General features: G+C 44.4%; 16 protein-coding genes and 1 pseudogene. 12 read left to right on the forward strand and 5 right to left on the reverse strand.

Annotated elements, in window-relative coordinates; genetic code table 11:
* Positions 1-14: 14 nt before the first annotated feature.
* From flgE to AAC147_RS11485, 9 genes are all read left to right on the forward strand, one after another.
* On the forward strand, positions 15-1,223 hold the full coding sequence (flgE, locus tag AAC147_RS11445) for a flagellar hook protein FlgE (RefSeq protein ID WP_047681135.1): 1,209 nt from the start codon (positions 15-17) through the stop codon (positions 1,221-1,223).
* A gap of 21 nt (positions 1,224-1,244) precedes the next feature.
* Positions 1,245-2,000 (forward strand): flagellar basal body rod protein FlgF, encoded by a 756-nt coding sequence (locus AAC147_RS11450; protein WP_047681138.1) that lies wholly within the window; start codon positions 1,245-1,247, stop codon positions 1,998-2,000.
* A 16-nt stretch (positions 2,001-2,016) separates the two neighbouring features.
* Positions 2,017-2,796 carry a flagellar basal-body rod protein FlgG gene (gene flgG, locus AAC147_RS11455; RefSeq protein WP_047681141.1) on the forward strand — a complete coding sequence of 260 codons (780 nt, stop codon included), beginning with the start codon at positions 2,017-2,019 and terminating at the stop codon, positions 2,794-2,796.
* Between the two features lie 67 nt (positions 2,797-2,863).
* Positions 2,864-3,643: a flagellar basal body L-ring protein FlgH gene (locus AAC147_RS11460; RefSeq protein WP_047681144.1), complete on the forward strand. Its 780-nt coding sequence runs from the start codon at positions 2,864-2,866 to the stop codon at positions 3,641-3,643.
* A gap of 15 nt (positions 3,644-3,658) precedes the next feature.
* On the forward strand, positions 3,659-4,777 hold the full coding sequence (locus AAC147_RS11465) for a flagellar basal body P-ring protein FlgI (protein ID WP_047681147.1): 1,119 nt from the start codon (positions 3,659-3,661) through the stop codon (positions 4,775-4,777).
* Complete coding sequence (gene flgJ / locus AAC147_RS11470; RefSeq protein WP_047681150.1) at positions 4,777-5,805, forward strand: flagellar assembly peptidoglycan hydrolase FlgJ; 1,029 nt, start codon at positions 4,777-4,779, stop codon at positions 5,803-5,805. The genes AAC147_RS11465 and flgJ overlap by 1 nt, the downstream gene beginning before the upstream one ends.
* Positions 5,806-5,982: 177 nt before the next feature.
* Positions 5,983-7,623: a flagellar hook-associated protein FlgK gene (gene flgK, locus AAC147_RS11475; RefSeq protein ID WP_047681153.1), complete on the forward strand. Its 1,641-nt coding sequence runs from the start codon at positions 5,983-5,985 to the stop codon at positions 7,621-7,623.
* An 83-nt stretch (positions 7,624-7,706) separates the two neighbouring features.
* Positions 7,707-8,669 (forward strand): flagellar hook-associated protein FlgL, encoded by a 963-nt coding sequence (gene flgL / locus AAC147_RS11480; protein WP_047681156.1) that lies wholly within the window; start codon positions 7,707-7,709, stop codon positions 8,667-8,669.
* A gap of 355 nt (positions 8,670-9,024) precedes the next feature.
* Positions 9,025-9,381, forward strand: a complete 357-nt coding sequence (locus AAC147_RS11485) for a DUF2645 family protein (protein WP_047681159.1) — start codon at positions 9,025-9,027, stop codon at positions 9,379-9,381.
* Positions 9,382-9,731: 350 nt separating this feature from the next.
* Here the strand turns inward: AAC147_RS11485 and AAC147_RS11490 are convergent, their stop codons facing one another.
* Together AAC147_RS11490 and AAC147_RS11495 are read right to left on the reverse strand one after the other, a co-directional pair.
* Positions 9,732-9,935: an antibiotic biosynthesis monooxygenase family protein gene (locus tag AAC147_RS11490; protein WP_187649876.1), complete on the reverse strand. Its 204-nt coding sequence runs from the start codon at positions 9,933-9,935 to the stop codon at positions 9,732-9,734.
* Between the two features lie 99 nt (positions 9,936-10,034).
* Complete coding sequence (locus AAC147_RS11495) at positions 10,035-10,181, reverse strand: hypothetical protein (RefSeq protein WP_156115352.1); 147 nt, start codon at positions 10,179-10,181, stop codon at positions 10,035-10,037.
* Between AAC147_RS11495 and AAC147_RS11500 the strand changes: the two genes are divergently transcribed.
* A complete protein-coding gene (locus AAC147_RS11500) occupies positions 10,169-10,690 on the forward strand; it encodes a transcriptional regulator (protein ID WP_197056374.1) in 522 nt (173 codons plus the stop codon). The two genes, AAC147_RS11495 and AAC147_RS11500, sit on opposite strands and share 13 nt — an antisense overlap.
* An 870-nt stretch (positions 10,691-11,560) precedes the next feature.
* On the forward strand, positions 11,561-12,094 hold the full coding sequence (locus tag AAC147_RS11505) for a hypothetical protein (protein ID WP_047681162.1): 534 nt from the start codon (positions 11,561-11,563) through the stop codon (positions 12,092-12,094).
* A 276-nt stretch (positions 12,095-12,370) separates the two neighbouring features.
* Here AAC147_RS11505 and AAC147_RS11510 read toward each other — a convergent pair.
* Both AAC147_RS11510 and AAC147_RS11515 read right to left on the reverse strand, forming a co-directional pair.
* Positions 12,371-12,787 (reverse strand): annotated as a pseudogene (locus AAC147_RS11510) (DUF5384 family protein); the annotation flags it as partial.
* Positions 12,788-12,798: 11 nt separating this feature from the next.
* A complete protein-coding gene (locus AAC147_RS11515; RefSeq protein ID WP_052189511.1) occupies positions 12,799-13,308 on the reverse strand; it encodes a hypothetical protein in 510 nt (169 codons plus the stop codon).
* A gap of 466 nt (positions 13,309-13,774) precedes the next feature.
* Here AAC147_RS11515 and AAC147_RS11520 point away from each other — a divergent pair, with 466 nt between their 5' ends.
* On the forward strand, positions 13,775-14,533 hold the full coding sequence (locus AAC147_RS11520; RefSeq protein WP_047681165.1) for an SDR family NAD(P)-dependent oxidoreductase: 759 nt from the start codon (positions 13,775-13,777) through the stop codon (positions 14,531-14,533).
* A 93-nt stretch (positions 14,534-14,626) separates the two neighbouring features.
* Here AAC147_RS11520 and AAC147_RS11525 read toward each other — a convergent pair whose 3' ends face one another.
* On the reverse strand, positions 14,627-26,470 hold the full coding sequence (locus AAC147_RS11525) for a non-ribosomal peptide synthetase (protein ID WP_052189507.1): 11,844 nt from the start codon (positions 26,468-26,470) through the stop codon (positions 14,627-14,629).
* Between the last annotated feature and the right edge of the window lie 364 nt (positions 26,471-26,834).

A 26,834-nucleotide genomic window follows, 5' to 3' on the forward strand; every position in this document is an offset into this window, starting at 1 on the left:
TAAACGGAGGACATATGTCTTTTTCACAAGCGGTCAGTGGCTTGAATGCTGCAGCGAGCAATCTGGATGTTATTGGTAATAACATCTCAAACTCAGCGACATTTGGCTTTAAATCTAGCTCTGCCGCGTTTGCGGATGTTTTCAGTGGTTCAGACGTGGGTTTGGGGGTTAAGGTTTCTGGTATGTTTCAGAACTTTAAAGATGGCTCAACCGCTAAGACTAATCGCCAATTAGATATGGCAATTACCCAGGGTGGTTTTTTCCGCATGCAGGATCCCAGCGGTAATATTTTTTATTCCCGTAACGGTCAGTTCCAAATGGACAAAGAGCGTAATCTGATCAATATGCAGGGCATGAAGTTGACGGGTTATCCGGCGGTAAACGGAGAAATTCAGGAAGGCGGAGCTGTAGTACCACTTTCAATTCCAACGGATATGTTGAATGCGAAAGCGAGTACAGAAGTTAAGTTGAAAGCTACCCTAAATTCAATGCACAAAGCAATTGATCAGGGAAAAAATCCCTTTGATCCGAATAATAAAGATAGCTTTAACTACAGCACAACTCTGCAATTCTATGACAGTTTAGGGAATCAACATGACCTCAATATATTCTTCGTGAAAACAGCCAACAATACGTGGGAGTTTCATGCTAAGGATATTTCTGTCGCAGGCTCTGCCGCTCATAAATTGGGTAATGTGGCATTTGACGGTAATGGTCAAATGGACGGCATCAATAATACATTTAAATTCGATGTAGAATCTTTGAATGGTTCAATTGCTGCGCCAATCACCATCGATTTTTCGGGGAGTAAACAGCAGAACATTGCACAAGATTTTACCTCTAATCCAACACAAAATGGCTATGCTGCGGGTAGTTTCATTGATTACCGTGTGGATAATGACGGCAAGATTTACGCTACCTATTCCAATAACCAGAAACAAGTATTAGGTCAGGTAATACTGGCAAACTTTTCTAATCCTGAAGGCTTGACTGCGCAAGGCGATAACGTTTGGGTAGAATCCGGTGCATCCGGTAGTCCGGTAGTGGGTATTGCGGGTTCCGGTAACTTCGGCAAGCTGATTAGCAGTGCGCTGGAATCATCAAACGTTGATATGAGCCAGGAGCTGGTCAGCATGATTGTCGCCCAGCGTAACTACCAATCTAACGCCCAGACCATCAAAACGCAGGACCAAATTCTGCAAACGCTGGTCAGCATGCGTTAATAGGCTCAGGCGGATAGCTTTATGGATCACGTCATTTATACCGCTATGGGCGCTGCACGCCAGACGCTGGAGCACCAGGCTGTGACCACCAACAATCTGGCCAATGCGTCAACACCGGGCTTTAAAGCCCAGCTTGCTGCCTTGCGTGCTGTGCCAATTGAAGGTGAAACACTACCTACCCGTACTTTAGTTGTTGCCTCCACTCCCGGCATGGATAGCCGTCAGGGACCCATGAATTACACTTCCCGTCCGTTAGATGTGGCGGTTGGACAAGGTGGCTATCTGGCTGTTCAGCTTGAAGACGGGACAGAAGCCTATACCCGCAACGGCAGCATCCAGATTTCACCCGAAGGGCAACTGATGGTGCAGGGGCGCATGTTGATGGGCGAAAACGGGCCGATTGATGTTCCGCCGCAGGCTGAATTGACCATTGCGACAGACGGTGTCATCACTGCCCTGATTGCCAGCGATCCACCCACGTTATTGGGGCAGATTGGCAAGCTGAAAATCGTCAAACCGGAAGCCAACCAAGTGGTGCGGGGCGACGATGGTTTGTTTCATTTAACGCCACAGGCGCGGGAACAGCAGGGCAATGAATTGGCGGCCAGCACCGAAGTGAAACTGATGCCAGGTGTCCTGGAAGGCAGCAATGTTAATCCAGTGGAAAGTATGGTGAACATGATCGCCAACGCGCGTCGCTTTGAGATGCAGATGAAAGTCATACACAGTTCCGATGAAAATGCGCAGCGGGCTAACCAAATTCTCGCTATGAGCTAATCGGGGGGATAAATTCATGATCCGATCTTTATGGATTGCCAAGACTGGGCTGGATGCTCAGCAAACCAATATGGATGTTGTTGCCAATAACCTGGCAAACGTCAACACTAACGGCTTTAAACGCCAGCGTGCAGTGTTTGAAGATTTGCTCTACCAGACTGAACGTCAACCAGGTGCCATGTCATCTGAACAGACCAATCTGCCATCCGGTTTGCAGATTGGTACGGGGGTTCGTCCAGTCGCGACGGAACGGCTGCATAGCCAGGGTAATATAGTGAAAGCCAGTACTAATGATGTGGCAATTTCAGGACGCGGCTTTTTCCAGATCCAGATGCCTGATGGAACCACTGCTTATACCCGTGATGGTTCATTTCAGAAAGATCAGAACGGCCAGTTGGTCACTGCCGGGGGTTTTCAGGTCGTGCCAGCCATCATCATTCCAGACAACACCACTAAGCTCAGTATTGCCGATGATGGGATTGTCAGTGTCAAGGTACAGGGACAAGCCGCTCTGCAACAGGTCGGGCAGCTCACCCTGACTACGTTCATCAACGAAAGTGGCTTAGAAAGCATTGGTGAGAACCTGTATCTGGAAACCAACAGTTCTGGTGTACCGGTGGAAAACACGCCAGGTCTCAATGGGGCTGGAACGCTTCGTCAAGGTTTTGTCGAAACGTCTAACGTCAATGTGGCAGAAGAGTTGGTCAATATGATTCAGGTGCAGCGAGCCTATGAAATCAACAGCAAGGCAGTATCAACTTCTGATCAAATGCTGCAAAAACTGGCCCAGCTATAACCTAACCATTGATGGTGGGGGAACACGTTCCTCCACTATTTCTACGATAAACTTAAGAGCATAGAAGATGGATACAATGCCCGTTGCCGAAAGCCATGCTAAAAACCATGTAGCTTATGGCTCCACTGGTTTACGGAAAAACCAGAGAAATAAGTGGCGTATCAGCATACCTGTGGCGGCACTCGCATTGTCGGCACTGACATTGGGGGGCTGTGCTTATATGCCACACAAGCCACTGGTGAAAGGACAAACAACCGCAAACCCCGCTGAAACACCTGCCCCAGTGCCGAATGGTTCTATTTTTCAGACTGTCCAGCCAGTCTATTACGGTTATCAGCCACTGTTTGAAGACCGTCGTCCACGCAATATCGGCGATACGCTGACGATTATCCTGCAAGAAAATGTCAGTGCCAGTAAAAACTCCTCAGCCAATGCCAGCCGTAATGGTAAAACCAGTTTCGCTGCTGCCCTGACTCCCCGTTTTTTACAGGGATTGATGGGCGGTGATAAAACTGATTTGGGCATGGAAGGTAATAATGAATTTGGCGGTAAAGGCGGGGCGAATGCGAACAATACTTTCAGGGGCACAATTACGGTGACCGTGGATCAATTGTTGGCAAACGGTAACCTGCATGTTGTCGGGGAAAAACAGATTGCTATCAATCAGGGAACGGAATTTATCCGCTTCTCTGGCGTTGTTAACCCGCGCACCATCACTGGCAACAATACAGTCAGCTCTAATCAGGTTGCAGATGCCCGCATTGAGTATGTTGGCGATGGTTATATCAATGAAGCGCAGCACATGGGGTGGTTACAGCGTTTCTTTATGAATATCTCACCGTTTTAAAAGAGGATGGTCAGAATGAAAAAATTAGTCGCCAGCCTTTTTACGTTTTTGCTGGTACTGTTCAACACATTTGCGCCGAACAACGCTTTTGCTGAACGCATTCGTGATTTGACGACCATTGAGGGGGTCAGGGATAACGCGCTGATTGGTTATGGTTTAGTGGTCGGGCTGGATGGCACGGGTGACCAGACCATGCAAACGCCTTTCACCACCCAAAGTTTAAGTAATATGTTATCGCAGTTGGGGATCACTGTGCCGCCCGGTACAAATATGCAACTTAAGAACGTTGCTGCCGTTATGGTGACAGCCAAGCTGCCACCATTCGCGCGTTCAGGGCAAAGCATTGACGTGGTCGTTTCCTCACTGGGGAATGCCAAAAGTCTGCGTGGCGGTACATTGCTGATGACCCCACTGAAAGGTGTTGATAATCAGGTATATGCACTGGCACAGGGCAATATTCTGGTCGGTGGTGCGGGAGTGAGTGCAGGTGGCAACAGCCTTAAAATCAATCAACTTGCCGGTGGGCGAATTTCCAATGGTGCTGTTATTGAACGGGAATTGCCAACGAAATTTGGTCAGAAAGGTATTCTGAATCTGCAATTGAATGAAGATGATTTTAGTCTGGCTCAGCAAATCAGTGATGCTGTCAACCGTCTGAAAGGTGTAGGCACAGCGACAGCGCTGGATTCCCGCACGGTACAGTTACGTTTGCCGATAGAGAACAGCGAACAGGTGAAATTCCTGTCACAGGTTCAGAACCTGAATATTCGTGTCGATGCCGGCGACGCCAAAGTGATTTTCAACTCCCGTACAGGATCGGTGGTGATGAACCGCAATGTCACATTGGATAGCTGTGCAATTGCTCATGGCAGCCTGTCTGTGATTGTTGAGCGTCAGACGGTAGTCAATCAGCCAAATGCACCACTGGCAGGGGGAAATACGGTTGTGACCCGCAATACCGGGGTTGGTATTCAAGAGCAGGGCGGTGTGCTACAGAAAGTTAATGCCAGTGCAAACCTGACTCAGGTTATTCGTGCGTTGAACGCTTTGGGAGCAACACCGACAGACTTAATGTCTATTTTGCAGGCGATGGAAAGTGCAGGTTGCTTGCGGGCGAAGCTGGAGATTATCTGATGAATGATTTTCTGACGATGCCGAATGTTGCTTACGATGTGAATTCACTCCATTCACTGAAAGCCAAATTGTCACAGGAACCACAACAGGGGCTACGGCAGGTAGCCCAACAACTGGAAGGCGTATTTGTTCAGATGATGCTGAAAAGTATGCGTTCCTCATTGCCACAGGATGGCATGTTGAGTAGTGATCAGACGCGTTTTTATACTTCGATGTACGATCAGCAGATTGCCCAGGATCTTTCTCAAAAAGGACTGGGATTTGCCGATATGATCGTCAAACAGTTTTCCAACGCTATTCCTAACACCACTATTCCTAACACCACTATTCCTAACATCACTATTCCTAATACTAACAGCGCTCCCAGTGAACTGGCCGGAACTGTACCGATGCCATTGGATAATGAAATCCTGCATACCCTGCCAAAACAAGCTTTGGAACAGTTTCTACGTCGGACAATGCCTGATCAATCACCCAACCGTGCAGCACAGTCGAAAACTCTGCCAATGACCAGGTCTTTACCAATAAACAGTGCCCGCTTTGTTTCTATGCTTTCTGTGCCTGCGCAGATAGCCAGTCAGCAAAGTGGTATCCCCCATTTACTGATCATTGCACAAGCAGCACTGGAATCTGGTTGGGGGCAACGGGAAATTCTGACCGAAGAGGGTAAGCCGAGTCATAACCTGTTTGGCATCAAAGCAGGCAAAAGCTGGCAAGGGCCTGTCACTCAAATCACGACAACCGAATACATTGAGGGTGAACCGAAGATAATACGTGACAGTTTCCGGGTTTATGACTCTTATCTGGAAGCCGTCACGGATTACGTCAAATTACTGGCGGAAAACCCGCGCTATGCCAAAGTTGCCCGGTCAACGACCGCAGAACAGGGAGCATACTCCTTGCAAGATGCAGGGTACGCCACAGATCCTGGTTATGCCGAGAAACTGGTATCACTGATCCAACAATTAAAGAATAGCGGTCATCAAATGGTAAAAGCCTATAACTATGATTTCGATAACTTGTTCTGACCGAACAGTCCAAATCATTTTTGTTCAAGGATCAGAATATCCTGCCGATAACTTTTACAGATAATTTATCCCTTTCGTCTTTCAAGTTGCCTCTTGAAATCCATTGGGTATATACCGATAACGACAGCAGTTGGCCTCCCATGATGGAGGCATAACGAAAACGTAAAAGGATCTACAATGTCCAACAGCCTTATGAATACTGCCATGAGTGGTATTAATGCCGCACAGGTGGCAATGAGTGTAGTGGGTAATAATATTGCTAACTCCAGAAGCGAAGGTTATAACCGACAGACCACCGTAATGACACAAAATAATGGGGCCCTGTCACCCGCTGGTTTTGTGGGTAACGGTGTGACGGTGACTACCATTAACCGTGAATATAGCGAGTTTATCGATCAGCAATATAGCTCTGCGCAAACCAAACAATCTGCCTTAAAGGCTTATAACGAGCAGAGTAACAAAATCAACAACTTGTTAGCAGATAAAGACACTAGCTTATCGAATTCCATTGAAGACTTTTTCAAAAGCCTGGGGACGGTTGAAAGCAATGCAGAAGACAGCGCGGCAAGAACCACGGTGTTAGGCAAAGCGGAAGGTTTAGTCAGCCGATTTAAAGAAGCAGACGAATTTTTGCGTCAGGTTGATAGCAGCATCAATTCTCAGATTGAGAAAAATGTTATAGAAATCAACAAATACTCAGAAGAAATTGCCAAGCTGAATAATGAAATCACTCGTATGCGTGGTGTGGGTACAGGTGAACCGTTGGCATTGCTGGATAAACGAGATCTGGCGGTCAGTAAATTAAATGATCTGGTGGAAGTGAGTGTCACTCAACAGGATGGTGGAGTTTATAACGTCTCATTCGGTGGTGGTATGTCACTGGTATCGGGTGATAAATCCTACCGGATGGAAGCTATTCCATCCAGTACTGACAGTAGCCGTATTACGCTAGGTTATAACAATGGCACAGTGGGTACGAGAGAAATTGATGAGCGTTTCATTTCAGGTGGCAAGTTGGGCGGTGCATTGCGCGTGCGTAGCGAAGTTATCGATTCAACCCGTAATGAACTAAACCAACTGGCGCTGGTCATGGCTGACCAATTTAACCAGGTACAACATGCTGGCTTTGACCTGAAAGGTAAAGCGGGCATTGATTTCTTCAACTTTAGCAAACCGGAAGTTGTTTCTAACAGTGATAACAAAGGTACGGCTGACATCAAGGTGGAATATAGCGATACCACCAAAGTGAAAGCCAGTGATTACAGTCTCAAATATGAAAGTGGAGATTGGAAAGTACAACGTCTTTCTGATCGTGAAATGGTTGCTGTGACCAAAAACGGCAATACGCTGGAATTTGATGGGCTGAAAGTAGAAATTGATACTACTCGCGTACAGGATCACGATAAATACACTCTGAAAACGGTCAGTAACGTCGTGGCTACGTTAGAATTGAATCTTAAGGATTCATCCCAATTGGCGGCAGCGGGAGACAACAAAACTGGTCAAAGTGATAACCGCAACGCGAAGAAATTCCTTGAATTACAGGATAAACGTTTGGTCGATGGCAAGGCTTCCTTTGCCGGAGCATACGCCTCACTGGTAAGTACAGTGGGCAGCAAAGCTAATAGCGCAAATATCAGCGTTGAAAGACAAGGCCACATCGTTGATAAATGGAAATCGACCCGTGAATCAATTTCCGGCGTTAATATGGACGAAGAATACGGCGAGCTGCAACGTATGCAGCAGTACTATCTGGCAAACGCCCGTGTGATCCAGACGGCGACAACTTTGTTTGATGCTATTTTGGGCATTCGCTGATCACTGTTTTTGATAGTAACTATTCTTTCTGGTAGCTATTCTTGCTAGTCGCTATTCGCCGGTAACAAAAAGGAAATGATATTGTGCGTGTAAGTACGAATCTATTATACAGCCAAAAAATGAATGGGATTTTGGGCGCCCAATCCAAGTGGATGAAATATGGTGAACAACTGTCCAGCGGTCGCCGGGTAATTAATCCATCCGATGATCCTTTAGCTGCATCACAAAACATCATGGTTTCTCAATCTGAATCGAAAAACCAGCAGTTTATGACTGCCCGTATTTTTGCCAAAAATGCCATGTCATCCCAATTGAGCATTACTTCTGATGCCGTTAAGGTGGTAGCTAACGTGTTTGAGACTTTAGTTGCGGCTGCGGATGAACAGAGTGAGCAAGATCGTGAATCCTATGCGCAGAAATTGGAAGGTTTTAAACAAGCCCTGTTGAATCTCGGTAATAAAACTGATGGTAATGGCCGTTATATTTTTGCTGGTTATAAAACGGATAAGCCTCCTTTTGTAGCAGATAAAGATGGCAAAGTCAGTTACGTTGGAGGTGGCGAAGCAATCACCCAGAAAGTGGATGATAACCGCACAATGGTGTTTGCTCATACCGGACATCAGGTTTTTTTATCAGAGACATCCAGCCCGGTTAAAGAGCCTGATGGCAGTTCGAGTGAATCTGATGTTTTTGCCTCCATTGATATGGCAATCAAAGCGTTGAGAACACCATACAGTTTGGCGACTGAAGAGCAGAAAAACGAAGCTAATGAGTTGATGAATAAAGCTAACCGTGGGATCCGTAACAGCCAGAATAACTTCTCTTCTGTGGAAGCCGTACTTGGTTTACAACTTCAGGAATTGGATCAACTGGATGCTTTGGGTAGTGAACGTAGTATTGCCAATAAAGTTCGCTCTGGGGAATTGGTCGATGTGGATTGGACTGCGGCTATTTCCAGCTATTACCAACAACAGGCTGCTTTGCAGGCTTCTTTTAAAGCGTTTACAGACTTAAAAGGAATGTCTCTGTTTGAGATGTATCGATAATTAAGTCTAATGTGAGTTTGTGACTTTCAGGCCTCTGGCTCTTATCTGTTTGTTAATTAAACGGATAAGGGCTTATTCCTTTCCCCTGTATTTTTATCACGCATTTTTTATCACGTATTGTTATTAATAGCCTGAATTTATTATACCTCTTAGGGTGTATTAAATTTTTCGCCTCTGACAAATCCTGGTTTTTCTATTCATCATATTATCTTATCTTGTGATCAAGATCTGATCTTTGGCAGGCCGAGAGAATGCCGTATTAAGTTTTTTGATATAAACGTTTCAGATTTAATTTAATGAGCTTAAGAAAGGATTAAATCTCGTCTTATGCCTTATAAATAGATGAGAAAAATAAATGAGCATGAAAATTATAAATATACTCGCCTGTATCACCTTTATTTTGTTCAGTACTACATTGATAGGATGTTTGTCAACGGTTGATTTTGAGTGGACGATCGGGGAAGAAGGGATCAATACCGTTTGTGATGTGGTCAGTTCTTTTGTTATCAATGATGACAGGATATTGACAGCACCATTATGTCTTTTTTTTCTATTGCCATTTATGCTGGTATTTGCAGTGAAAGGTATCAAAGCATTTTCATTGTGTAAGTTAAAATCGATCAGTTATGTACTGGTTACAGGATTTTCAATGGGATATTGGTATTGGATGTTCTTTGGTCGATTTATTGGGTGTTCATTCGCGACATACTAATCTTTGATATGCCCTTTAATCAGTCTAATTACCTAAAAATGGTTATTTATTGGGAGATGACGGGAATTTATCTCCCAATAAATAACAACCAAAATACTTTTTAATCTTCTTTTAGTTTTCCTCCCGTTCATGCATTCCATAGTGACGAATAATGGCTGTAACGCTTAATCGATAATCTGCAAATATACCGTTGCGCCCTGACGTTTGTGCTTCCCGGTGTTGGTCAGTATTTTGCCACTGTTTAATGGACTCTTTATTATGCCAATATGATAATGAAAGCTATTTATACCCTTTGTCTTTCAAGTTGCCTCTTTGTTGACTGCACTCACTCACCCCGGTCACATAGTTATCTATGCTTCCAGGGATTCGTTCCCTTGCCGCCGCGATGCAGCTTGAAATCCATTGGGTCTTTTCTTATTGTTGAGGCTTTGGAAACGTTCTACGGAAATAAACCCCGGAATGGTATTTAATAGTGGCCTGAGTGTGGCTGCGGCATCAAAGTAACGTTCACTTTGGTTTTCTGCGATTTCGACTTCAAATATGACAGCTAACATGATTGCTCCTCTGAAGGATAGAAAATGCCATGATACCTTACAGATTTTGTGGCCACTTCGGTGATCATCGAAATATGATAGGGTAGTTTTACTCTGTCTTTAACCCTGCTTTAGCCATAGCTCATCAATAAATGTTTTAACATTCGGCATAGACAACATGGTCATATGATTGCCGGGGGCCAGCATTGTGTTTAACTGAGTGACATGAGTTTTCCAGCGGGTGATATGGCCTTGTGTTTCTTGCATATCTTCTGCAGCTTTATTGGCAGATCGCACTCGTATCCGAATATTATTTTAAAATTCACAGTGAAGACGTCGCTGTATTACTGGAAAACATGATGTGTTTTGCTAATAGCGAAGATATAGGCACTATCAAAATTTCCACACCAAAATCACTGCGCTTTTTCCGAACTTGTTATGACCATATGGCAGGAGAGGTGGCAGTAAAAATTCACAATAGTTTGCTTTCTAATCTTTGGATAACTGATGACTATAAATTGACACTGCAAGGAAAAGTGTTTTTATTTTCTCTTGGTGTGTGCTGCGATATGGAAACAGTTTCAAGGCGAAAATTTGCCTGTGCTTGTCTGGATTGGAGTGAACGGTATTTTCATCTGAGTGGTTTTCTGGGTGCTTCTTTGCTTAAAACTTTTCTGCAAAAAAAGTGGGCTGTCAGACAATTAGATAGCCGTGAGCTGAAATTGACAGAGCAGGGAAAAAGAGTCGTTCAGCAGAAGTTTGGTGTTGACATATAGGCGGTATATACCCTATGGATTTCAAGAGATTCCATATACTTCACAATTCAATACCCTGATAACCAGCTAAAATTCGTTCCCATTCCTGCTGAGCAAACCATTTCTGGGTTTCTCCGTTGTAATGCATATCATCGGAGGTAAATACGCCAAATTGAGTGGCTATGCCATTGTAGTTTGGGGCATTTCTGGTGGAAAAATTAACGCTATAAACTTCTGGCAGGGATAAGGTAAATACGTTTTCTAAACCCTGAATAATTGCTTCATCTGATGTTAATTCAGTACCATGACCCTAACTGTTTGATTGACCAAGGACGATTAATAATGGAGCGTTATTATTTCCCCACAGAGGATATATTTTTTCAGAAAGAGATAATTTTTTATCTATCATTAAGATCTCCTTTAGTGTTTTTTCCCTATAGCCTAATTTATATAAGAGCGGTATTTTTCACACATAATAGAAACTAACTTTTTTGTTAAAAAGATCAATAGATAATATGCTTTAAATATCTTATTTAATAAGATACTCAGTATGAGTGTTGAATTTTAAAAGGATGATTTATTAATTGTTATAACTTGCATTCTTACATATTTATAGATGTGATTTTTCCCCACTTGTACCCCCACACACAAAGGTAATAAATTCATTCAATCATTATCACTCGTTGATATATTCGTTCTGTTTATCAGCGAGAGTATATTAACCACCTCAATAGCCTGTCGATTTTTGAGTTACATTTATCACAGGGGATTATTTATACTAAAGCGGATAGGTGAATAGCTTATATGATATAGCAGTTATCATTTTAGAATTCCATTAATGATGAGTAATAGTAATGCTTATTTTGAATGATTTCATTAAAAGGGGGAAATATGAAAATTTTATTTAGTATCGTTTTAATGGCCTTATCTTTAATAACAAAGCCAGCTATGGCTAGCCACAAGGCTGATATAGATTTTATAAACGAATCATCCAGTACATCTAATAATATTTATATTGTGAAAAAGAATAATTGGTGCATGTCTAATGCTGGCTCAGATCAAATAATCATTTTTCCACCTGTACATTCAAATATATCAAAAGTCTCTATGCCTATTGAAACACAAGCTTGTACAGTGTTTCAATGGAGGGAAATAGATTGGAAAGTAAATTATGGAGTTAGAGCAAGCCCTGACAGTCCCGGAGCTTGCGATTTGAAATGGATTCTTTGGCCGAAATGGGTATGGAACAACATTGGTTGGTATTGGCAAATTGAGAGTAATTGCCCCATAAAAAGTGCAAAGTGTAGTAAAGACAATGGCGTAGGCCATCTTTATATGTTCGATTGTTTAAACAAGGAAGTCGCGTTCAGCGTTGCCAATGGAGACAAGGGAAGGGTAGAAATAGTTTTTAATTTTGAAGGATAATTAGAGTTTAATTATTTCTAAGTCTTAAATTTCTATTTTTATGCCTAATTTCCTGTATAGCGCAGATTTTGGGTTCGAGATAATCCCGTATATTAAAAGGGCAGATTTCTGCCCTATGGTGATAGTAGTTCCTTTTTATCCTTACCCGTGACCCTAAACTTTACCTATCTAACGAGCATAAAGTCCATTGCTATGTGTTATATTGAATGGTATTTCCCCTGGAAGTGTTCAGGTAGATAGGTGTGCTGAGGTTATTCGGTTAACAATATATTATAATTTATTGATTTGTTTATGATCAATGAACTCATTTTCACGCTTTGCTCTGGCTGAACGTTTCTCTAGTTCAAGTTTTTTCATCTCTATATCAAGTTTACGTAGCTCATCTTCATAAGCCTGCTCCCGTTTCTTATCTGCTGTTGCTTCAGCCAGTACTCTTTGTTTTTCAGCTTCTCGGGTCGCTTCTTGCTTTCTGATTTTCTCTGCTCTGGCAGCCGCTTCTCTTTGCTTTCTTTCTCTTTCCACTCTGGCTGCTCTTTCTAATTGAGCTTTTTTTTCGGCCTGTTGTTTTTGTTCTTCTGCTTTACCTTCACTTTCTGCCTGAGCAATGGCAGAAAGCTGGCTTTGAAGAGATGAAGCAAATACAGGAGTGGATAGTGTGATCAGTAAAGATGCGATAAGAATTTTTTTAATCATGATTCACCTGCTTATTTTTTATCTTGGCACGTAGCATTAGGCTGAACGCGTGTTTCATTTGTTTTGGTTGAAATGACTACGGCTAGCCCTGGTGTGAATTGGCATGTGCGCCCAACTTGAGTTGAGGTGTAAATTTTAGTGTTTTCTTTATAGGTAAGAGAGACACCTTCAACGATAACTTTATCATCTACCATTGATCCTGCTGCTGCACCAAGCGCGCCACCCCCGATTGCACCTGCGGCAATACCTGCTCTGGAACCGGGACCTGCGTTATAACCCACAACACCGCCAGCCACAGCACCAAGAATGGCACCAAATGTTTGAGCTGCTTGTTTATTCGTGTTGTTTTCTACAACGATTTTGGCAGGAAGAACAGAAATGATATTGATTGTCTTTGTTTCTTGTTTTTCGTTTAATTGAGTTGTGTCATAAACATCTGCTGCAAAGGAATCCGCATTGGATTGGCATCCACTGATGATAATTGCAAAGGCTGTGATTGCGGAGATGCATAATGATTTCATTTTCACTTTTTATTACCTACTAAACTACAAAACTAGGATAATGCATTATTTTATTAGAAAAAACAAGATGATATATGACTTATGTTTAATTGGCTCAGATTTAGTTGTGGGAAGAATGATGCTTGTAATATCGTTGTCCAATTTCACTGAAAAAATATTGATGAATCTTTTGTTGAATAATTAATAGTCAATCAGGCATAAAAAAGGAAATAGTAAGGTAATTAACAAATTATATTCTGGAGGATATGATAGTTAATCATTTCTTGTTTTTTATAAATTTTAAAATACATTTTCTGGCGATAAGATAATATCTATCTTGAATAAATCAGTTTCCATATCTCAATCAATATCTGAAATACGCAATGCTCACTGGCAAATAAATTCCAGTCAGGAAGAATGGGATCAAGAATATTGCTATCTCTGGATCTATAACGAGCGTTGAAATTACATCAATGAGGGTAATAACATGGTTCGGTTTGAGGATAAGGTTGTCATTATTACTGGCGCAGGAAGTGGTATGGGGGAGGCTACAGCGAAACGTTTTTCGCAAGAGGGTGCCATTGTTGTATTAGCAGGACGGGATACTGATAAACTTCATCGTGTTTTCAGTGAACTATCATCAAAAAAAGCGTTGGTGGTCCAGACTGATGTTACAGATCGGGAATCAGTCAGAAATATGGTTGATGAAACGGTCAGGCATTTTGGCCGGATCGATATTCTGGTGAACAATGCAGGGTTGTATGCAGTCGGCGATTTATTGAATATCTCAGAAGAAGAGAGTAATGCGGTATTAGCGACGAATTTCAATGGCGTGCTTAATTGTAGCTATTTTGCTTTACCTCATTTGCTGAAAAGTAAAGGATGTATTGTTAATAATGCATCCATATCTGGCTTAGGAGGTGATTGGGGTAGCGTTCACTATTGTGCGTCAAAAGGCGCTGTCGTTAATCTCACCCGTGCTATGGCGCTGGATTATGGTTCACAAGGTGTTCGTGTCAATGCTGTTTGCCCAGGTTTAGTATTAACCCCGATGGTCGAGGGTCTTGACGAGGAAACTCTTAGGTCTTTCGATAGCCGTATTTCGTTGAAACGGCCAGGGCAGCCGCATGAAGTAGCCGCCGCCATTGCGTTTTTGGCGAGTGAAGATGCCAGTTTCATCAATGGTGTGAACTTGCCAGTGGATGGTGGGGTAACAGCGTCCAATGGTCAACCTAATTTTCATTAGAGGTCGCTGTTAGATAACGAATTGAGAAGTGGCTCCACAGTTTATAGACAGATTTTATAGACAGATTGTGGAGCCGATGAATTTTTATTTCAGTTAATGATTACAGTTTGAACTATTAAATTCGGTTGAGTGATTTTGGTTTATGGCCTTAGCCAGTTCACATAATGTGGGATGAGTAAACAACGTTGCTAGTGGGATCTCCATGTTTTGTTCACGTATACGGGCTAACACTTGTATCGCTATCAATGAGTGGCCTCCCAACGTGAAGAAATTATCATGGCGGCCTACCTGTTCCAGTTTCAGCAACTTTTGCCATATTTCAGCCAGTGCAATTTCTACCTCACCGATCGGCGCTTTATAGTCGGAATAGCCGGAAGTTGCAATGGTAGATTGATCTGGTATCAGTAAATCTTGTGCTAAGCCAGCCTGAACAGTATTAAAATCCGCCAGTAATTGTTGGCGTTCTTTATCAGACGAAATAGAAATATCCATGATTGGTTTATGAGGTTCATTTTCCAATACTTTTACCAGATCTGTTAGGGCCGTTGTCATGCAGGCAATCAAGTGCGCCGGATCGATTCCCGATACAGTCTGGGCCGTCAACAGGAAACTTCTACCCAAATCATCTATTGCTAAATAGAGAGGGTAATTAGTTCTTTCCTGCCCTGTCACTAGACGTATGCCTTCCCATAGGGTGTTGGTAAGGTTTGATTGGCTATGGCGATAGTTAAGCAGTGTATTAAACAGTGGCAGAGGCGGTGTTATACCACTACAGCGCTGAGCCAGCGCCAGTGGTGCCTGTTCGTGCTCAAGTAACTGCGTCAGACTGTGGTAAGCCGCTTGCACAGTTTCCTGTGCGTTGTTGCCTGCAAGTCGGATGCGTACAGGCAGGGTATTGATAAACAGCCCCAGGATCTGATCAATATCAGCATTTCCTTGCATGCGTCCGAGCAAGACTGTCCCGAAAATGACATCATCTCGCCCGCTTATTTTTGCCAGAACTTGTGCTAGCGCGACATGGAACAATACTCCGGGACTGACTCCCTGACGACGCGCCTGTTTGCGGATAGCTCTGGATAGGGTGGCGTTAAGTGGCTTGATGACTTCGGTTATCTGCCTATTTTCACGGTAGATATCCACTATTCCGAAAGGCACAGTGGGTGTATCCACATCGGCGAGCATTTCACGGAAAAAGGTTTCGTGATCTGATATCGGTACGCATAAAGACTGAGCGATAAAGTGACGATAAGGCAGTGCAGGAGGTAACAATTTGGTACGCGGGTGCAGAAGTTCTTTGATTTCAGCGACGATAATATCCAGCGACATATGATCATTAAGGATATGGTGGCAGCAGAAAGCCAGTAACCATTCACCCTGATGCGGATCATAGACAATATCGGCAGAGAATAGCGGTGCCTGGCTTATATCAAGACGGCGCTGGCGTGGGGCGGTATGCGCCAGCAATTGGGAAGAAATATCTTTATCACCGTCTGGCACAAAAGTGTTGATAGGCAGGGAAGCCTGACGCCAGACAACTTGTACGGGTTGTGTTAAACCCTCCCAACAGATAGCTGTGCGCAGAATATCGTGGCGGTTAATGAGCTGTTGCAAGGCCGCCAGAAAAGCATCAAGGCGTTCGCGGGTGTCGAATGCAAACAAAGTCTGTAACAGATAAACGTCTCCTTGTGTTTGCATCAGATGGTGGAACAACATACCTTCCTGTAATGGTGCGAGTGGGTAGATATCCTGAATATTGGTGATGCCAGCGGGAATGGCGGCGGCGATAGTATCAATTTCGGGTTGTGTCAGAGAAACCAGTGGCAGCATTTCAGGAGTAATGGCGGTGCAGTTATCAGGGATCAGATTAGGTGGTATAGCGGGCGTAGAGGATGTGGCTGCATTATTTTTAATATCCTGCATGACTTTTGCCATTTCAGCCAATATCGGAGTGACAAACACAGTGCGCATATCAAGGCTCCAGCCCCGGCTGCGCAGTCGTTCGATCAGATTGATAATCATCAGAGAATGACCGCCCAGTTCAAAGAAATGGTCATAACGACCAACTTTTTCCACCCCTAATAATGTTTGCCAGACCTCCACCAGAACTTTTTCTTTTTCACCGAGCGGTGTTTCATAAGCATGAGTCACGATTGATGACTGATCCGGCATCGGCAGGGCCTGACGGTTGAGTTTGCCATTGGGAGCCAACGGAAAAGCATCCAGTATCACAAATGCACTGGGCAGCATATAATCAGCAAGATATTGTGCAAGTTGCTGGCGCAGTTCTGCGGGCACAAGTTTTGTATTGGGTTCGGCGATCAGATAAGCAACAAGGCGTTTATCACCACCTGTTTTTGTATAAGACGCATCTTCGCGGGCAAGTACAACAGCTTCCCGTACGCCCTGACATTGTAGCAATCTGGTTTCGATTTCTCCCAGTTCAATACGAAATCCGCGGATCTTGACTTGAAAATCATTACGACCGAGGTATTCGATATTGCCGTCAGATCGCCAGCGAGCCAGATCACCGGTTTTATACATGCGTGCGTTGGGGTGTTCACTAAAAGGGTCAACAACAAATTTCTCTGCTGTCAGCGCTGGTTGATTTGAATAACCCCTGGCGACTCCCATGCCTCCGATATAAATTTCTCCACTGACGCCGATAGGAACTGGCTGACCAAGTACATCCAGAATATAGACACGAGTATTAGCCAATGGGCGCCCAATCGGAATGTTGTTGGTGATTTTGTCTGTTGCTATGTCCTTGTTTATTAGCATATGGTTTATCGGCATAGTCGTTGCAGTAACGGTTATTTCGGTGGGGCCATAGGCATTGATCCAACGGCAGAATTGTGTTTCCGGGTACGATAGCCAGTCCATTAAATAGCGGTGCTCTACTTTGTCACCTCCAACAATAATGATGCGCAGGTAGGGGCTGAAACCACTGCGTCTGACTATCATTTCTTGTACCCAATGGTGCCAGAAGGCGGTCGGGATATTGATGATGGTTATTTTCTGTTCGCACAAGAAATCGACAAAGGTGACATCCGGTATTTTGATATAGGGTGGGCGCAGAACCAGTGTGGCACCTGAGGCCAAAGTAGGAAAAATATCTGACACTGAAATGTCAAACGCGAAGGTCACAAACTGCAAGACTCGATCGCCCAAGTGAGGCTCACTCACCTGACATTGAGCATGGATAAGGCTAACAACATTGTGATGTTCCAACATAACACCTTTTGGATTTCCGGTTGAACCAGAGGTGTAAATGATATAAGCCAAGTGGTGCGGCTTGATCCCCATTTGCTGGCTATCAGGATCATAGGCAGGCAGTTTTTGCATGTTGTCTTGGTGAATCTTGTCGTCCAGCAGCCAGATGGGGATATCCTGTATTGGCAAACGTGTCTGTAATTGCTTCTGGGTCAACAATATTACTGGCTTGCAGTCCGATAACTGATAAACCAGCCGTTCGGTGGGGTATTCTGGATCAAGTGGAATATAACCGGCACCGGCTTTTAAAATCCCGAATAGGCCGATAATCATGTCTAAACCCCGTTCAACATGAATGGCGACACGATCATCGGGGCGAATACCAAGAGCAATCAGCCCATGTGCCAGTTGATTGGCGCGGCAGTTAAGTTCATGATAACTCAAAGATTGGCCTTCAAAGATCACTGCTGTTGCGTTTGGTGTGTGTTGTACTTGTGCTTCGAATAGTTGATGAATCAACGTATTATCCGGCAAGTTGACCCTGGCATCTTGACAGGTTTGAGGAGTATTGAAATCCACCAGTAATTGTTGGCGCTCCTCAGCAGATAACATCGGCAGGCGGTCAATGGCTTGTGTTTCATCGCTTGCCATAGCCGCTAGTACATTGATGAGATAACCGACCATGCGTTCAGCGGTCGTGTGCTCGAACAAATCCGAAGCGTATTCCAGATAACCACTGAGGCCATCCAATGTTTCGGACAATGACAATGTCAGGTCAAAATACGCACTGCGATGTGGCTGTTCTATTGGTGAAACAGATAAACCTGGTAATTCAAGAGACTGAGTGGAAATATTGTTCAGGGCCAACATAACCTGAAAAATTGGGTTGTAGCTCAGGCTGCGTTCAGGTTGCAGAATTTCCACTAATTGTTCAAAAGGCAAGTCTTGATGTGCATAAGCTGCCAGTGCACGTTCACGGACGTGGGTGAGCAGATTGGCCACAGAATCGCACGATTTCAACTCAACGCGCAAAGGCAGGGTATTGACAAAAAAGCCAATCAATCCTTCAAGTTCACTCTGCGAACGGTTAGCGACAGGTGTGCCGATGACAATATCATCCTGTCCGCTTAAACGGGCAAGTACGATCCCCCAGGCCGCAAGCAGCGTCATAAATAACGTCGTGTTTTGACGCTGTCCGAGCGCTTTGAGAGCAGACAGTAAGTCAGCATTCAGATGAACAGGGACGTGACTGCCAGTGTATCGTTGTTCCGGCGGGCGTGGATAATCTGTAGGAAGATCAAGCAATGCCGGTGCATCCTGAAGTTGTTTTTGCCAGAAATCCCGTTGTGTGGTGAAGACCACACCTTGTAACCATTTCTGTTGCCAGACGGCATAGTCCGGGTATTGGATGGGGAGGTGAGGTAAAGGAGCGCTATATTTTCCCAGTGCGGAACGGTAAAGAGTGCTGAGTTCCCGAAGCAGTATCCCTACCGACCAGCCATCGGTAATGATGTGATGTTGCGTCAGAAGCAATACATGTTCTTCATCAGATAGTTGCAGTAATTGGCTTCGGATCATTGGCTCATTAGCAAAGTCAAACGGCGTTTGAGTTTCGAGTTCTGCCAATTGGTTAATACGGATCATGCGAGATGTTTCGTCTAAGCTGCGCAGATCTTGATAGGCCAGGGAAAAACCAATATCTGCACTATCAATATATTGGTAAGGCTGTTCATTAATCAGGACAAAACGGGTACGTAAACTTTCATGTCGGCTGACGAGATGATCAAGCGCAGTCTTAAGCGCAGCCTGATCGAGATGTCCGCTGAGATGCAGAGCCAGCGGGATGTGATAGGCCAGATTGGTTTTGGTATTGAGATGGGTGATGAACCATAAGCGTTGTTGAGAGAAAGAGAGCGGTAAAGGTTGACTACGATCAGTCACAGGAATAATGACTTGGTTTGTCACCGGGGTGTCGATAAGCACGGTTGCTAAATCGGCCAGAACCGGGTGGGAAAAGAGTTGTTGTAAATGCAATTCCCGCGCCAGTTTCTGGCGTATTCGTGCAGCAAGTTGGATAGCTAGCAGGGAGTGACCACCGAGTTCAAAGAAATGGTCATGACGACTAACTTGTTCCAATTTCAGCAGTTCTTGCCAAATTTCGGCCAATTCCGTTTCCATACTTCCGATGGGCGCTGCATAATTACGGGTCACCCGTGCCATCTGCGTTGGTATTGGCAGTGCCTGACGATTGAGTTTGCCATTAGGTGTTAACGGAAAGGCATCAAGCGTCACAAAAGCGCAGGGTAGCATATATTCGGCAAGGTATTGCGCAAGTTGCCGGCGTAGTTCTGCCGGCACCAGTATCGCATTTGGTTTAGCGAGTAGATAAGCAACCAGACTTTTTTCACTTCCTGTTTTTTCACCCCCTGTTTTTTCATAAGAAGTATCTTCTTGAGCAAGTACAACGGCTTCGCGCACATCGTGACATTGCGCTAGTCTGGCCTCAATTTCGCCAAGTTCGACACGGAAACCGCGTATTTTGACCTGAAAATCATTCCGGCCAAGGTATTCAATATTACCGTCAGGTAACCAGCGAGCCAGATCACCACTTTTGTATAGGCGGGCATCAGGGGCTGAAGAAAAAGGATCAGCAATAAAGTGTTCAGTTGTCAGTTCTGGGCGGTTCAGATAACCGCGGGCAACACCGACTCCACCGATATAAATTTCACCGGTAACACCAATTGGAACCGGCTCCCCATGACGATCAAGAAGATAGATTTGGATATTGGTAATCGGCTGCCCAATGGGGACTCGTCCGATATAACCATCTGGCACACACTGCCAGGCGGTGACATGAATCGCAGCTTCGGTCGGGCCATATAAGTTATGTAATTGACAATGGGTAAAGTAAGACAAACATTTCTGTTGCAAGGTATAAGGAAACGCTTCACCACTACAGAAAATATGACGTAGAGAAAGACAACGTCCGATGGGAATAGCATAGAGAAATTGTTGTAGCATGGTAGGTACAAAGTGGATGATAGTAATCCTGTTCCTTTCTATCTCAGACAATAAATAGAGCGGATCTTTGTGACCATCAGGACATGCCAGGATTAATTGAGCACCAAACATCAGGGGCGGAAATAGCTCCCAAACGGAAACATCAAAACTGAACGGTGTTTTCTGCAAGACACGATCCTGCGAGGTGAATTGATAAGTCTCCTGTGCCCAGAGTAAACAATTCACAACCCCGCGATGCTCATTCATTACCCCTTTTGGCAAACCCGTCGAACCAGAAGTATAAATCACATAAGCCAGATGGTGTGGGGTCAGACCAAGGAGCAGAGGATCAGGGTTACTGGCTGGCATATCCGTAATGAGGAATGCAAGATTGCAGAGGTCAATAATAGGCACAGTGCTGACCAGCCGGTTAATTAACGGTGTTTGGGTGAGTAAGACAACGGGAGCCGCATCCTCAAGTATATAGGTCAGCCTTTCGGCTGGATAGCTTGGATCGAGGGGAACATAAGCACCGCCAGCTTTAAGGATAGCGAGTAATCCCACGATCATTTCCAGACTGCGTTCAGCACAAATTGCCACCCGATCATCAGGACGGACACCTAAGGCAATCAGACGATGTGCTAAGCGATTGGCCTGACGGTTCAATTCAGCATAACTTAACGACTGTTCTTCAAAAATAACAGCAATTGCATCAGGATTGCGTTGTGCCTGTTTTTCAAATAATTCGTGAATAAGTGCATCATATTGTGGGAAATCCGCCGCTGTATCTTGAGACAATGAAAAGTCTTGACGGGATTGAACTGTGTTGAAATCCATCAGTAACTGTTGACGCTCGCGAGCGGGCAAAATCGAAATCTCTAAAATTGGCTGTTGGGGTGAGGTTTCCAGCACTTTGACCAAGCCTGCCAGGGCCGTGGTCATATAGCCAATCAGACGAACCGAATCGATGTTCGGTACAGTTTGGGCAACCAGGCTAAACTCATCACCCCAGTCATCGACAAACAAACCGATGGGATAATTAATCCTCTCTTCTTGCATCAACAGACGTGTGCCTTCTAATTTAGCAAAAGTGGCATCCGATTGACTATGACGATAGTTAAGCAGGGTGTTGAAAAGTGGTAAAGGTGGTATAACGCCGCTACAGCGTTGGGCCAGCGTCAGTGTTGCCTGTTCGTGTTCTAACAATCTCATCAGGCTGAGGTAGGTCTCTTGAAGGGTTGTCTGTACGCTATTCTCTGTAAGCCTAATCCGAATGGGTAAGGTATTAATAAGCAATCCCATGACTTGATCGATGCCAGAACTGCCCTGCATACGCCCCAACAATACCGTACCAAAGACTACGTCATCACGCCCACTGGTTTTTGCCAGCACCAAAGCTAAGGCAACATGAAATAAGATACTGGGACTGACCCCCTGACGTCGGGCTTGTGTGCGAATCGCTCTGGACAATGCAGTATCAAGTGACTGTTTAGTTTCCGATATTTGCTGCTTACTGCTATTTTTCTGCTCACCGCTATGAAGATCCAATATTTCGAAAGAGGCTGTTGGTGCATCGACATCAGAAAGTACTTTGTGGAAATAGGCTTCGTGAGTTGAAGTCGATACATGCAGGGATTGCGCAACAAAGTTACGATAAGGTAATACTGGGGGCAATGTTTCAGAATGACGGCTGTCAAGATACCCGCTTTCGGTGTGATTGGGCAATTCGGAATGACCACGTAATAATACACCGATTTCATCAATAATACGCTCCAGTGTTATATGGTCACAGATTAAATGATGGATGCACAGTGTCAGTAACCACGCATTCTGAGCTGGATCATAGGCAATGTCGGCAGAGACTAACGGAGCCTGACTTATATCAACACGGTGCTGGTGGGGATCTGAGTGTGCCAGTAGTTGAGAAGAGATCTCCTGCTCGCTATTTGCTGAAAACGTATTAATGTGTAAAGAGACCTGCCGCCAAACGATCTGCACTGGTTGCGCTAATTCCTGCCAATAGATTGAAGTGCGCAGAATATCATGACGGTTAATGACCCGTTGTAAGGCTGCCAGAAAGGTATCAAGCCGTTCGCGGGAATTAAAGGACAGTAAATTGCGTAACAGATAAATATCCCCCTGTTTCTGCAACAGATAATGGAAAAAAATGCCTTCCTGTAATGGTGTGAGTGGATAGATATCTTGAATATTGGCAGCCCCTCCGGGAATAGCTGCGGCGATGGCATCAATTTCATGTTGAGACAGGGAAACTAAAGTTAGCATGTCGGGTGTAATAGTAGTACAGCCGTCAGGGATGAGATTAGGCGGAACAGTGAATACCACTGCTTTTTCTTGCCCTATATTTCCCTGAATGGCCTCTTGCTGAGACGACAGTATTGCGTTTGCCATCTCGTGTAATACTGGTCTGGTAAATATGATCTGGATATCAAGAACCCATCCCAGATTGCGCAGTTGTTCTATCAGGCTAACGGCTATCAAAGAGTGGCCACCAAGCTCAAAAAAGTGGTCGTAGCGGCTGACATGTTTCACTCCGAGCAGTGTTTGCCAAATTTGGCTCAGGGTGATTTCGATTTCTCCTATAGGTGCTTGGTAACTGCGGGCGACGATTGCGGTGTGATCTGGTTTCGGAAGAGCTTGACGGTTGAGTTTGCCATTGGGGGTCAGAGGAAAAGCATCGAGTGTCACAAAGGCACTGGGTATCATGTATTCGGCAAGATGTTGTGAAAGCTGTTGCCGCAATGCCATGGGTTCTAATTCAATACCTGTTTCAGGTAGTAAGTAAGCGACCAGATGTTTTGAAGCTGGCCTATTCTCATCAGGCGTATTCTGATGAGAAAGATCCTCATGGGAAAAATTTTCATAGGGTAGCACTACAGCTTCATGTACACCGTGGCATTGCCGTAATCTTGCTTCGATCTCTCCCAGTTCAATGCGTAAGCCACGTAGTTTGATTTGAAAATCATTGCGGCCTAAATATTCAATCTTGCCATCGGGTAGCCAACGCCCCAGATCGCCGGTTTTGTACATCCGGGCGTCAGGCTCAGAAGAGAACGGATTGGAGAGGAAACGTTCAACAGTGAGTTCGGGACGGTTTAGATAGCCGCGGGCAACGCCGACACCTGCGATATGAATCTCTCCGGCAATCCCTATCGGAACGGGGTGACCATAAATATCAAGGATATAGATTTGGGTATTAGCAATGGGATAACCAATCGGTGGTGCTTTGTCTTCTTGACTGTCACATTGGTAAAAAGTGGCACAAATGGTGGTTTCTGTCGGGCCATATGCATTGAACATCCGTCGCCCTTGTGCCCAGCGTTTGACCAGCGTAGGCGGGCACGCTTCCCCTCCCAGGATTAAAGTTTGCAGGGTTGCCGGAACAGTGTTCATTGTTGCCAGAACCGTGGGGGATAAGATGGCGAGAGTAATCGCATGTGCCTCTAAATAGTCAGACAGCGCTGTACCCGGCAGAAGGTTGTCCCGTTTGGCAAGATAAAGGCGAGCGCCTGCCATGAGTGCCATAAAACATTCCCACATACAGGCATCGAAACTGTTGGAGGCAAATTGCAGGATACGATGATCTGGTGTGATGGTGAGTACGTCTTTCCGGGTAATAATATAATTACACAAACTGCGATGTTCTATCATGACGCCTTTGGGTTGCCCTGTAGAGCCGGAGGTATAAATGACATAAGCCAGATGGCGGGAAGTCAGCCCCAGTGACCGGGCTTCTGGGTTTTTTTCTAATTCTTCATCCAAAACAGAATGTTCTGGTGTATCAAGTAATAGAGTTGGCAGGTTACTGTTCCACGTTTCTGCCACTGTTTTCTGAGTAAATTCTGTCTGAGTAAATTCTGTCTGGGTAAAAATTGTCTGGATAAATGCTTTCTGAGTAACCAGCGCTACGGGGTCTGAATTATTGAACATATATGCCAGTCGTTTGGCTGGATAAGTTGGATCGAGGGGGACAAAGGCGCCACCAGCCTTGAGAATACCTAATAAACCCACCACCATTTCCAGGCTGCGTTCAACACAAATCGCCACCCGATCATCAGGACGCACACCGAGCACAATCAGATGATGTGCCAGACGATTGGCGCGTTTATTCAGCTCTTCGTAGCTCAATGATTGCTCTTCAAAGAGCACAGCGGTGGCATCTGGTGTGCGCTGCACTTGTGCTTCGAACAGTTGATGAATCAGTGCCTCCTGTGGAAATTCGGTTTGGGTGGCGTTGAAATCCACCAAAACTTGTTGGCGTTCAATGTCGGGCAGGATAGGCAGATTGACTATTTTCGTATTTGTAAGGGAGGGTGTTTCCAGAGAAGTGAGAGCGGCATCAAGCAAAACGGCAAGGCGGGACTGAAGCGTTATAACTTCCTTCGTATTCAGGTAATCAGGCGAAAAATAGAACTCAACAGAAAGTGGGAAATCAGCATCTTCATGACGGGCGGTGTTTGTGTATTGTTTGATTCTGATAGAGAGAGGATAAGGGACACCAGAATGTAGGTCGAAGAGTTTGACGTTGGTACTTTCTCCTTCCATATGCAGATTAGCGCTGAACGGTTCAAGAGATAAGGTTACATCAAATAATTGAGGAGACGAGACTTTTTGTCGGGTATGTTGTATTTGTCGGTTTAGCTCTACGATGGGAAAGCTTCGGTGCTTATAGCAAAGATTTAATTCGGCTGCGGCTTTGCGTATGACATCGCGAAATGTATCTTCTGGTGAAAGGGTGATGCGTATGGGGAGTACGGAGGCGAACATGCCTATTGTGTGCTTCTGTTGTATATTTTTACGATTGTGTAAGGGAATACCGATAACAATTTCATCCACATCTACTGTTCGAGCGAAGTAGCAGGCCAGAAGGGCATACATGAAATGCAGAAGGGGTAATCCCTGTTTACCGCCGGCCTTTTTAATACGTTTAAACAGTGTCTGGTCAATTGACCAAATCACAGGCTTGGAAGCAATAGGCTTAGTTTGTTTGTGGCTCTTGATATTATTGGCATCGGTGTTATTGAAATTAGCGTGCTGGAGTAAGGGAGGAGGCAGGTTTTCATAGCGCTTCAACCAAAATTGCATATCTTGTGAGTAATGTTCAGAAGCAAGGTAATTGAGGTTATCCGTAATAAAATCCAGATAAGAGTGAACTGAGTTATTCAGTGTTTCTCCTTTTTTCAAACGGTTATAGTTATCAATAACCTTGTCAAGTAGTATGCACAGGCCAGTCCCATCAATGATCAAATGATGACTGCAAAACTGCCAATACCGACAGGTATGACTGACCCGCAATAACTTGGAACGCCACAATTCATCATTCAGTTGAAATGGACGCATAAACTCAGTATCCATGTAGTGTTGTACTCTGTTTTCAACATCTGAATACGATGAAAAATCGAGTATATCCATGGTGATAGGGAGAGAATGCATAATCTTCTGGGTGGGCAAAGCGTGGGTGTTGATAAACCGTAAACGTAGAGTGTCGTGACTACAAACAACCTTTTCAAAGGCACGGGCAAATAATTCTTCGTTCAGATCGCCTTCGATACAGATAAAAAGGCTGAGATTGTAGTGGGAAGCATCGGGGTGAATGGCCTGATCAAACCAGACGGCTTGCTGAGGAGAACTAAGTGGGTATGTATGCGGGGGGAGGGAATTATTATTACGAACTGCTGAGGAAGTATGTGAAGAGTTATTATGTAACATTTTCATTTCTCCTTGATAATAGTTCGGTTTTGGTTTGTTTCATCCGCTTGAAAATAAATAAAATATTTCTTTTAATTGCCCTTCGATAAGAATGAACTGGGTATGGTTGGTGGGGGAATTCCCACATTAAATACACACATGATTATAACTTTCAGTAACTAAATTAACTGAAATAAATACCTTATGTCGATAGTTTTATAATGGTAATATTAATCGTGAATGCGGATACGACGATGTCTGGATGGTGTTTGCTCTGAATGGTGTTTGGATGAAAAAATACAGGGCAAAGTGGGTGACTGTGATATTTATTGGGACAGTAGCAGGAATGGAAAATACGAGAAAATTATCCCGCCAAATGACGGGC

The sequence above is a fragment of the Xenorhabdus sp. NBAII XenSa04 genome (genome assembly GCF_963866145.1).
GTDB lineage: Bacteria > Pseudomonadota > Gammaproteobacteria > Enterobacterales > Enterobacteriaceae > Xenorhabdus > Xenorhabdus indica.